Below are 11963 nucleotides of genomic sequence, written 5' to 3' on the forward strand. Positions count from 1 at the left end.
TGCCCCAACTTACGCGGGGGCGTTATTCTTTGTTAGATTGTCCTCTCAGGCTCCATAACCGCCCCCGCGGCCCAAGGATTAAGGACTAAACGCTAAAAACTAAGGTGCGGTGCAAACAGCATAGTCGCTACTGTAAATGTCGAGGCGGTAAACGTTGCCGTTGAACGAGACGACATAGAAGCCATCGCTACCTGAAGCGTCGCTCGCCCAGTAGTGGCTGTTGACGAAGCCCGCATCAGCGTAGTAGAACATGTAGCCCCACTCCGTGAAAAAACCTGCACCTATGTGACGCTGATACCAATTGCCTGATGAACTAGGTACTGCGCCAGAAATAGGATAATTACCAGTTCTGACTGCATTGGTTAAATCCCTTACCCTAACAAGACGATAACCCAAACCACTACACCAAGATATTTGATTAGACTGGGTAACTTCTTTACCACCCCGATGGACGAACCACTGCCTCAACACAAATCCATAACGAACCTCATTACCACCTCTATCCCTACCGACCAACTCAAATGTCTGTGGCAAAGATAGCGACGGAGTAAGCCGACTAGGACGACTTGAATTTATCTGAGAACTACTTGCCCTAGGACCCCTTAATGTTACCCGTGTTACATAACTGGATTTATCTCTAATCCAGACATCGGCTTGGACAGTACGTCCATCTGGGGCTGTGAATGTACCAGAACGCGGCCTTGTCCAACTCACCGTTGCCCTTAAACGACCACTTGTATTAACTGTCCAACTCAACTGACTTGCATCGATTCCACCAACATCCAAATCAAAATACAATCCATCAGCACCTGTAGTTGGAAAGTTTAACTCGTAAGACGATGGACTTGCTGACTGAACCAAAAAGCCCTTAGTAGGAGACCATATGTTAGATGGGCCTGCGTACTTGGAATCGTCAAGTTCACTACCCCAAAGGGAAGAAACATTATCACCAGTACCACCGAAGTACAAATTCGGCCTGACCGAACAAATAACCGGCTGTGACGACAAAGTGATATAATACTCCGCCGTCCCCCCGTAAAATCGACTACCTCTTGGCACACCATAACGAGTCTCTAAAGTCCCCCCTGTACTACTTAAAGTTACCTTATAAGGCGCTTTACATAGACTTAATGTATCATTACGACTAACGGTAGTGCCATTTTTATCCCTTATTGTTAAATCTATACGCCCTGATGCTGTAACACCATTAGCACCCTGTCCATCTCCATCATCATCTCCCCACTTCCCTTGGCTAACCAAATTATTTATATCTATTGCATACTCACCATTTACTAATGGGACCGATGCGGGAACCACCGTGTGTATATCATTAAATGTATAATTACCACTAGGTAACCTTATCGGATTTGTTGCACTTGATGTGTTAGCTGACTGAGTAATACGTCTTCCATCTGGCAACTCGATTGCCAAAAAAGTATCCGTATTAGTTGCCTTTGTCTGTCCCCCATCAAATGTTAAATATGGTGCACTACCCTCTATTACCCTTGATGTCTGGGCCGTTAATGCCACAGAACCCTGTGTATATGACAATAACAACAATGCCACGAAGAACAATGCCGATTTAGATAACAATGAAGGTTTAAACCATAATGGAGGTTTGGATAGCAATGGCGGCCCTAATAACCACTTGGATATCGATGATAATTTTGCCGAAGAGGTTGTCGAAGTACCCGCCGAAAACATCGCCTGAAAAGACCGCGATGACGGCGTCCATTTCGCTACGCGAAATGACCTCGCTGATGAAAATAAGAACTGTGTCTGTTTTAGACTACGGTGAAATTGAAAAAGATTTTGAGCATAGGTTTGGCAGGCCAGATGCCAGATGCCAGATGCCATAAATGGTAGCGCATTTCGATCATCCTGTCAAGTAATTTTTTGTTTTATTTGAATTTTTTATAATTGACTGCTCAACTAATGAGCACTCCCTTGCTTTGTAAGCGATTAAATTATAACCGCTTGAGCAATAATGCGCTACCTTTTTTGTTAAAAATTTGTAAAGTTTTGTTAAACACCAAGTCAACCTACGTAGGTGTACTACTGGGAACTGGTTTTGGGTGGTGGTTTTTGGTTAAAAACTGCCAAATAAAAACTTCAATAAAATCAATACCTTTTCTGACCGTTTTTTAAATGTAAATTTGTTCCTATAATCCAATTAGTTATGCGCTAAAAACAATAAATAAAATATAAAAACCAAAATTGTTACGGCTTTATCAAATAACATTGCCTAAATCATTCCTATACAAATAGTTTAGTTATCGTTCTTCGATAAAGCCTTCGTTTTTTGCTGTAAATCAGTTATAAATAGTCATTATGTTATTTTATTTTCATATGATTTAATTATTTTATTTTTTCGCTGCCGATTCGCAATTAATTTATAGCAAATGGTTATGCCATGAAGCAACGCTATTAAAGCAGTGATAATAAAAATAGAGATGCCGATAAATATAGGCGAGTTAAATGACAATAACTGTTCTTGATGGAATCTATATAAAAAATCATCATTAATAGTTAGATCTAAAATTGTGTTATCACTTTGATAATTAACCCCCGTCACTAGTCCTGAAACCTTTACTTTTCCGCCCTTTCCTAGTAACGCATTATAGTATGTTTCTGTCAGACTTATATCTTCGTCATCGGGATAGCTGATCTTTATCTCTTGTGTATTTGCTAATGCTAAGCCGACACTTTGTGCTGAGTGTTGATAATCAGTTAGAGCTGTGTTTGCTTTTTCTAGGTAGTAAGATAACACACTTCTTTTTAAGTTATTGATTTGTGGTTCTAGGTGTTCAAGCATGCCGGCAACGATAATCTTTTCGTAGTTTGGGTGCTGTTTGCTATATTCAACAAGTTGAGGCCATTGATCGAGTGTGCTGGCGGTTGGTTTAATGGTTTGGAGTAAAATCTGCTTGGCTCGTCTACATTTGTCCTCATCTAACAATTGGCAGCTTTCGTCAACGGTTAGAATTATGCGATCAATATGTAATAGTTTGGTTAATATTACGCCAAATTGGTAATCCTCGTTGTAGTCTGTGTTTTTTCTGTTGTTTAGCTGTTTTTCAAGCTCTGTTACGTCATTATCTCGTGCTGTTTCAATTAATTTATCGCCAAAAAACGCGTATAACAAATCGTTCTCAAATGAGGCATCTTCGGCATTGTTTGCGGTTTGCTCGTTAATAAACACTTTATCGCAATGTTCTAAATACATGTTGCTTTGCGCATTACATGATGCGCCATTGAGTTTTATATTAACCAAGTCGCCCTTTTTGATTGGGCTGTTTTTTAAAGATTCGGCATCTTTAATGTTCCAAATACTGACATGGTCATTAAAAGGATAACTAGCCAGTGTCAAATTATCGGTGATATTAACTAATTTAAAGATGCTAATAGATAAAATAAGCGCTGTAACAAATAGTATTAGATTGCGCATTATAAATTTTGGCGGTCCAAATTCTTCTATTTCACGACTGATGGATAATGAATTGCCATAACGAAGCAGTTTTTTGCTATTTGCAACGATATCCATGTCGATATTTTCATTCGTTTTATCAGGCAGAAATGGAGCCCAATAAGCGGGGTATTTTAAAGTTAGATCATCACCAACGATCATTTGGTTTTTTATGTCGTTTTTGTGTCGAATTTTCGTTTTTATGTGGTTAACATCTAATGTGTAAGATTCAGCTTTACGAAAGTAAAAGAAAGCAGTAGCAGATAAACTAAGCGCGATAAATACAGGTAAAAAACTATCAAAAGAGTACCAGTACTTAGCAAATAACATCGCTGCTACCACTAAAAAAACGGCGGCAAATATACCATTGTTTTTTTTACTTCGATTCGCCGATTCTAGAGGTGTTTCTTCACGTTGTTCGACTATTTCACAAGTAAACTTGCTTTTTAATTCAGTATCTTTATCAATTTTAATTATGCTGTCATTTGCATCAGTTAGGTTTTGTTCAAATTCGACTTCTGCTTTTTGACTTTCCCAAGGCTTCGCAAAATGTGGTTTTAGGTTTGGTTGCTTTTGATTTTGTTGTGCTGTTTTTAGGTCATATTGATTGAGTTTGACCACTATTGCATAGTGTTCGGTAAATACGACTTGTACGATGTTGATGTCTTCAACGTATTGTTCCATGTCATAAGGAAAAAAGACAACGGTATCACCAATTCGATAAGTATAGATAGGATCATTACGCTTATTAGACTGGTTAATAGCAATACATGAGCCAACGATAACTGAAACAGTTGGACTAACTAATGAAGGCCCATGTTCATAAGGCCCTACCATAGAAGGGTCGTTAAGATAAGGTTCAAGTAGTTGGTATTCTTCTTCTTTTATTGTTCGACTTAAGTTAGAGAAAAATGATAAACCATATTTGTTATTTTCATCATTGGAATTATCACTAAAATCAGCTAACGTGTCTAAACCATAGCCGTTAAAACTAACGGCAATCGCATAGCGTGATGTGAAAACGACTTCCACAACATTATAATCTAAAGCAAATAGTTGTAAATGATAAGGGAATAGGACTTCGATACCATCGATTTTGTAATAAAATTCAGTTTCTTTTGAATCGGTATAAAGACTATGGCGAACGCAGTCTCCCTCAATAATAGATACTTCAGAATTCACTAATGAAGATTGCAATTTATAAGGCTTAACCAATTTTTTATTGGTGAGATAAGGGGTTATCAGCTCAAGTTCTTCTGATGTTAATCTTCTTGTTGTTTGGAGATTATTTATACGCTCTTCTAGGTTTCTTCTGTTTTGTCGACGTTCATATTTAAAATCACTCCACTTCGCAAATCCGATTAAGGCACTAAATAACATGATTAGGAGTAAAATGATTTTTAAAGTAAAAATAGTATCCATTGTTTGGCGTTTTCCTTTTTATTTCAGTGTATTTCTATTTTCTTTATGTTTAACAATGTAGAAAACCAATGCGATTACATTTAATTTTCTATATAACAATATGTTATATAATAATTATATTATTCGATTTTTATATATAGCTAAAATTTTATTCTTACGTCGATGATTAGCCAACAATTTGTAACAAATTACAACGCTATTTAAAATCGAGACTAAAGCCGTAATCATAAAAACAGCAAGACTAACAAAAATTGGGGATACGAATGAAAATAGTTCATCTAAATTCGTACTGTAATGAGAGTTTGCCTTAATCTTCAAACCCGATATTGAATTATCATCTCGATAATAAATATCGCTAACTCGTCCAACAATGTCAATGTTCCCCGCTTTTGCAAATAGCACATCATAATAGTGCTCTACTGTTAATAATGAAACAGGTCCTGATTTGTCATTATTTATATGTTCTAGTTTGCCCATTTCTAAGTAACTATTTTCGGATAAATCAACCCTAAAACTTGATTTATCATGCTGATAATCTGAAACAGTGCTCTTTAATCTTGCGATTACATCTGCCTTCAATCTTGAGATTGAATTATCAAGCTTAGAAACATTTCTGACGGAAACAATCTCATCATGATTTGGATTAATTTCAGATTCATTAACAAATTTTTCCCAATCAGATAAATCATCTGAAAACTGTATATCAAACAAGGCAGTCAACTCTTTCTTGACGCTTAGACAATCGATTTCAGAAACTTTGCATACTTTATCCACAGTAATTACGATTTTTCCAATATCTATTAGTTTTGTAAATGATTCTTTGATATATCGTTGATATTGAGATGTTATCCTATCAAAGGATTTATACAATTCAATCAATCGGTCTTGATATTGCTGCGCTGCAATAACATCTTGATCAACACGAGTATTTATAAAATTATCTTTAAATAAATTTTTTATTGGTTCAGCTATTGATACTATGTAATTAGTTTCGATATCAATAGGTTGATTATTGATGAATAATGTATGACACCTATTTTCATTTTTCTTTTCATTTACATCGCATGATGCACCACTTATTTTTATATTGACTAAATCACCTTTTTGAATTGGACTATTTTTTAAGGTTGATTCATCCTGTAAATTTCTAGCGGTTATATTGTCGTTGAAAAATTGATAAGCTAACATTGCATTATCAACTAAACTTGTTTGAAAATAGACAACAGCAGATAAAATAGTTCCAGTAATTAAGAGTATTAAATTATGCTTAGCAAATTTTGGTGCTCCAAATTGTTCGATCTCTTGGTTAATGGAAAGTGTATTTTCATAACGAATTAGCTTTCTATCACTCACTGATATGTCCATGTTTGCAGGCAAAGACGACTTGTCAGGAAGAAAAGGCAGCCAATGGTGGGGAATGTTTAAAATATAATCTTCACCAATGATAACTTCTTTTTTAGAAACGTTTTTATTTTTAATTAAGCCCTTAATGCAAATTACGTTGTTTAAATCGTATTTAGATCTAGGCTGATACCAATAAAAAATAACGGAAAGTATCGTACTAAAAATAACTAAAATAAGGATGGTAGAATTATTGGAATACCAATAGATAAGGAAAAACACAGTCATCAAAGTTAAAAAAATAGCTGATAATAGACCGTTACCTTTTTTATTTCTATTTCTTAATTCTAATGGAGTTTCTTCACGTTCCAACAATTTTACAAAATCTATTTTTTTGTCAGGGTTCGGTTTTACGCTCACTACAGTATCATTACTTGTTTGTTCATCTTCTGGCATTTTAGAATCAAAAGATTGCTCATACATCCAAGGTTCATCTAATTCTGAGCATATGATTCCGCCTTGAGATTCTGCGGCAGTTTTTAGATCATAATCATTGATTTTAACTACAAATGCATATTTTTCGGTAAAAACGACTTCTGCAACGTTAAAATCTGAAATATGGAGGTACATGTTATAAGGGAAAAAGAGTTCAATCCCATCAATCTCATAATAAAAAGATGTTTCTTCAGTATTCGTATATAAACTATAACGGACACAATTTCCTTCTATCTTTGATACTTCTAAATCAATTAATGATGATTGATATTTATACGGAAACACTAGCCATTTATTATTCAGATAAGGTTCTAAAAGTTCAAATTCGTTTTCTGTTAATTTTCTTATTGATATGCGATCTTTAATGACATCCTTTAAATTTCGATTATTTGTATGTCTTTTTGAGCTATAGTTAATCCAAGAAAATATAGCAAGACCTATTAAAAAAATCTTAATTAACCAATAAAACTCCATTTCACTATTTTCCTTATATTATTTTTTTATTCTAATATTTTTAATAACATTAAGGCGCACAATGCGCCTTAACTAAAGATGCTAACAATGAATATCACTATTTAACTGTTTTTTCACTACGTGATAAACCAATAATCCCAGAGCGTACAGTTTCGACAATATTACAAGTTTCGCGAATTGAAGCTAAGAATGAGTCTAGCTTTTCACTTGTGCCCGATAATTGTACGATGTAATGAGTTGCAGTCACATCGACAATCGATCCTCTAAAAATATCGGCACAACGTTTTACTTCGTCACGCGCATCAGAACCTTTTGCGGCAACTTTGACTAGCATGATCTCACGCTCTACATGTGGTCCTTCGGTTAAATCATGCACGCGATAAACATTAACTAATTTATGCAACTGTTTTTGGATCTGTTCAAGAACATGCTCATCACCCGTTGTTTGAATCGTCATACGATGCATAGTTGGGTCTTCAGTTTGCGCGGTAGTAATTGTTTCAATGTTAAAACCACGTTGTGAAAATAAGCCAATTATTCTTGATAATGCGCCTGGTTCGTTTTCGGTTAAAATTGATAAGATATAACGCATTAGGTTCTCTCCGTTTTACTAAGCCACATTTCGTTCATTGCCCCACCTCGCACTTGCATTGGATACACATGTTCAGTGGCATCGGTCATGACATCAACAAAAACCAACCGGTTTTTAATTGCTAACGCTTGTTTCAGTTTAGGTTCAAGCTCTTCACGTTTGGTTATAACCATTCCAACATGGCCATAGGCTTCTGCAATTTTGGCAAAATCAGGTAAAGATTCCATATAAGAACTGGAATGTCGGCCTGCATAAATCATATCTTGCCACTGCTTAACCATGCCTAAAAAACGGTTATTTAAATTTAAAACCAGCACGGGTAGGCCATACTGTAATGCGGTTGATAGTTCTTGAATATTCATTTGAATACTGCCATCACCAGTTACGCAAACAACGGTTTTTTTAGGGAATGCCAATTTAACCCCTAAAGCTGCTGGCAAGCCAAATCCCATGGTGCCAAGTCCACCCGATGTAATAAAGTGACGCGGTTTGTCAAATGGGTAATAAAGTGCCGCAAACATTTGATGCTGCCCAACATCGGTTGCCACAAAGGCATCACCTTTGGTCAATTTGTATAATACTTCAATGGCTTCCTGCGGTTTGATGCTTTCACCGTCATGACGATAAGCCAAACAGTGACGAGCTCGCCAATGTTCGATTTGCTTCCACCAATCGACTAATGCATCCAAATCACGATCTACATTTACCTCATCGATTTGAGATAACATGGTTTCAACCACCATTTTGGCATCGCCCACAACCGGTATACTTGCCATAATGGTTTTTGATATTGAGGTTGGGTCAATATCAACATGAATAATTTTGGCTTTTGGACAATATTTTTCAACATTATTTGTTGTTCTGTCATCAAACCGTGCACCTATAGCCAAAATGACATCGGCATTATGCATAGCCATATTGGCTTCATAAACACCGTGCATACCAATCATGCCAAGGTTATGTTTGTCAGTACCAGGAAAGGCGCTAATACCCATTAATGTTGAAGCAACCGGTAAATTTAGTTTTTTAGCAAACGTTTTGATCGCATCACTCGCATTGGCGGCAATCACACCACCACCAATAAATAAAACGGGTTTTTTAGCTGCAAGCAAAGTCGTTAACGCTTTTTTAATTTGCCCTTTGTGACCTTGTATCGTTGGGTTGTAAGAGCGCATGGTGACAGATTTTGGATAATGATAGTTATACTTATTGGCAGGATTAACCATATCTTTTGGCAAATCAATCACTACTGGCCCCGGCCTACCTGTCGAGGCAATATAAAATGCTTTTTTGATCGTTTCGGGGATGTCTTTACTATCTTTAATTAAAAAACTGTGTTTCACAATGGGGCGTGAAATTCCAACCATGTCACACTCTTGGAATGCATCGTTACCAATTAAATTACTCGCAACCTGCCCGGATAATATTACTAGTGGTACAGAGTCCATGTATGCCGTTGCAATGCCAGTAATGGTATTTGTAGCTCCAGGACCCGATGTAACTAAGACGACACCAACATCACCCGTTGCTCTAGCATAACCATCAGCCATATGTACCGCAGCTTGTTCATGACGAACTAAAATATGTTCAATGCCACCTAATGTGTGAATGGCATCATATATATCAAGAACACTACCACCGGGATAACCAAATATCTGTTTTACTCCTTGGTCAATCAAAGATTGAATAACCATCTCTGCGCCTGACAGTTTTGCCATGGTTGTTGCCTCCAATGTAACTGATTTATCATTTTTAGAATCATTTTGCATCAACTTGTAAGTAAAATCAATAAAGTCAATTAGCTAAGTTTATTACAAATAAAATTGAGCACTCACAATATTAATTTTTAAAATATTGTGAATAATATCCATAATCTATCAATTTTATTTAAATATTGCTGATTGATTTTATTGTTATTTTATTGTTTTTTATATACACTCAGAATCTAAGTATTTCTAGTCATAGCAGTACTAGAATTCTTCATTACTCAAAGGTATAAATATGAGCAATATTTCATCTAAACCAACCTCACTTGCTGACTGGCAATTGGTTAAAGTTACTGGCGACGATAGCCGTGTTTTTCTGCAAGGACAAATAACCAACGACATTAACCGACTTTCGGAACAATCAACGCTCTATGCCGCTCATTGCGACAATAAAGGCAGAATGTGGAGTACGTTATTGTTATTTCAACGCGGTAACGATATTTACTATATTGAGCGTAAAAGCGTTGTTAAAAAGCAAATTGCTGAACTGGCAAAATACGCTGTTTTTTCTAAAGTGACTATTGAACCAGTCCAAGATTTAAATATGATCGGTTTGGTCGGTGATGCGATTCCCACAGCAGTCGCTACAAAATTAAGTGATATAAGCTGTTTAACCGAAAATAATATCACCTATATCAAAGTACCTTTACCGGAAATGCGCGTTATTATGGTCACGCCAGAACCAATTCCGGATGATTTAAATCCATGCAGTGACTGGTTAAAACTTGATTTGCAAGCGGGTTATCCTATTATTGATGATAGTAATATGGCAATTTTATTACCGCAAGCCTGTAACTTACAATCTTATGATGCTATTAGCTTTGAAAAAGGCTGCTACTGTGGTCAAGAAATGGTCGCTAGAGCGCAGTTTCGTGGTGCTAACACTCGTGGAATGTATGTAATAAAAGGCACCAGTGATGTTCTTCCTAAAATTGGAAATACGCTCGAATATAAACTTGCTGGTGGTTGGCGAGAAGGTGGACTGGTATTAGCCGTAGCCAAACTTGATGACAAAGACGGCATTTGTGTCCAAGTCGTACTGAATAATGGTATTGATTTAAATACACCATTTAGAGTTTTTGGAAACGATAACAGTCGAATGACGTTTTAATTGTTTTTGATCAACAAGCTGGAATAACAACACGTTTATTCCAGCTGTCGTTGTGCCTATCGTTTTAACTTAGTTCGCAAGTTCTTGGTTAACAATCTCAATAAAATAGCTTACGCCAGTTGTTAACACTTCATCATTGAAGTTAAAAGCTGGATTATGTAAGTTAGCACCTTTACCTGCACCTAACCAAACGTATGCACCCGGTATTTTTTGCAGCATAAACGCAAAATCTTCTGATCCCATTGAAGGAAGAGGATCAATAATTACGTTATCTTTCCCAACGATTTTTTTAGCCGCAGTGATAGCAATATCGGCTTGTTTGGCGTAATTAATCGTCGCTGGGTAACGACGTTGATAATCTACTTCAGCCTTAGCTTCAAATGTTGTGGCAATACCTGTTGCTATTTGCTTAATTCGACTTTCAGCCATATCCTGCACTTGGGCACTAAATGTCCTAACCGTGCCTCGAATCACCGCTTCTTGCGGTAACACGTTCCAAGTATCACCGCTATGGATTTGCGTCACACTCACTACCAACGAACTTAAAGGATCAGCATTACGACTCACAATACTTTGTAAACCATTGACGATTTGTGTAGCCGTTACGATGGTATCTTTACCAAGATGAGGAGCAGCAGCATGCGCACCCACACCTGTTATTTTGATTTCAAATACATCATACGATGCCATCATTGGACCATGATTAATATAGAAGTGATTTAACTCCATATTAGGTTGATTGTGAATGCCATACACCGCTTCAATCGGGAATTGTTCAAATAAACCGTTTTCAACCATAACCCGTGCTCCGCCTTCATTTTCTTCGGCGGGTTGAAAAATAACTACAACGGTACCAGCAAAATCACGGTGTTCGCTAAGATATTTGGCGGTGCCTAGCAACATAGCTGTGTGCCCATCATGTCCACATGCATGCATTTTGCCATGCTTGGTTGAGCAATAATCGATATTATTTTCTTCAACAATATCTAATGCATCAATATCAGCCCGAAGCGCAATCCACCGTCCTTCTTGATTACCTTTAATAATACCAACAACCCCCGTTGGGGCAAAATCAGTATATAGCTCGGTAATGCCAAATGATTGCAGTTTTTCGATGATAAATTTGGTGGTGTTGACTTCTTCGAAAGCAGTTTCAGGATGAGCATGAATATGATGGCGCCATGCGATCATTTCGCTTTTTAGTTCATTTATACTATTTGATATCATGAATGATTCCTTAATTAGTGACTAACTTACAGCATAACACGTCGATTTAGCTAGCACTATAACGCGATT

At 36.7% G+C, this 11963-nt stretch carries 7 protein-coding genes; 1 reads left to right on the forward strand and 6 read right to left on the reverse strand.

Features of this window, described 5'->3' with window-relative positions:
- Positions 1-99 precede the first annotated feature (99 nt).
- The 5 genes from GQ598_RS05760 to ilvI form a co-directional block, all read right to left on the reverse strand.
- On the reverse strand, positions 100-1857 hold the full coding sequence (locus tag GQ598_RS05760) for a hypothetical protein (protein WP_160402823.1): 1758 nt from the start codon (positions 1855-1857) through the stop codon (positions 100-102).
- A 472-nt stretch (positions 1858-2329) separates the two neighbouring features.
- Positions 2330-4888 carry an IgaA/UmoB family intracellular growth attenuator gene (locus GQ598_RS05765; RefSeq protein WP_160402825.1) on the reverse strand — a complete coding sequence of 853 codons (2559 nt, stop codon included), beginning with the start codon at positions 4886-4888 and terminating at the stop codon, positions 2330-2332.
- Between the two features lie 114 nt (positions 4889-5002).
- Positions 5003-7198: an IgaA/UmoB family intracellular growth attenuator gene (locus GQ598_RS05770; protein WP_160402827.1), complete on the reverse strand. Its 2196-nt coding sequence runs from the start codon at positions 7196-7198 to the stop codon at positions 5003-5005.
- Between the two features lie 97 nt (positions 7199-7295).
- Positions 7296-7790 (reverse strand): acetolactate synthase small subunit, encoded by a 495-nt coding sequence (gene ilvN / locus GQ598_RS05775; RefSeq protein WP_065586122.1) that lies wholly within the window; start codon positions 7788-7790, stop codon positions 7296-7298.
- The gene (gene ilvI, locus GQ598_RS05780; RefSeq protein WP_160402829.1) at positions 7790-9508 is read right to left on the reverse strand and encodes an acetolactate synthase 3 large subunit; all 1719 of its coding nucleotides are present in this window, start codon (positions 9506-9508) and stop codon (positions 7790-7792) included. Before ilvI ends, ilvN begins: the two co-directional genes overlap by 1 nt.
- A gap of 283 nt (positions 9509-9791) precedes the next feature.
- Between ilvI and ygfZ the strand changes: the two genes are divergently transcribed.
- Entirely contained in the window at positions 9792-10667 is an 876-nt protein-coding gene (ygfZ, locus tag GQ598_RS05785) for a tRNA-modifying protein YgfZ (protein WP_160402831.1), read from the forward strand.
- Positions 10668-10736: 69 nt separating this feature from the next.
- Here the strand turns inward: ygfZ and GQ598_RS05790 are convergent, their stop codons facing one another.
- Positions 10737-11894, reverse strand: a complete 1158-nt coding sequence (locus GQ598_RS05790) for a M20 aminoacylase family protein (protein WP_160402833.1) — start codon at positions 11892-11894, stop codon at positions 10737-10739.
- Positions 11895-11963: the final 69 nt, after the last annotated feature.

This window comes from Gilliamella sp. Pas-s95, from assembly GCF_009795795.1.
GTDB classification, from domain to species: domain Bacteria; phylum Pseudomonadota; class Gammaproteobacteria; order Enterobacterales; family Orbaceae; genus Gilliamella; species Gilliamella bombicola.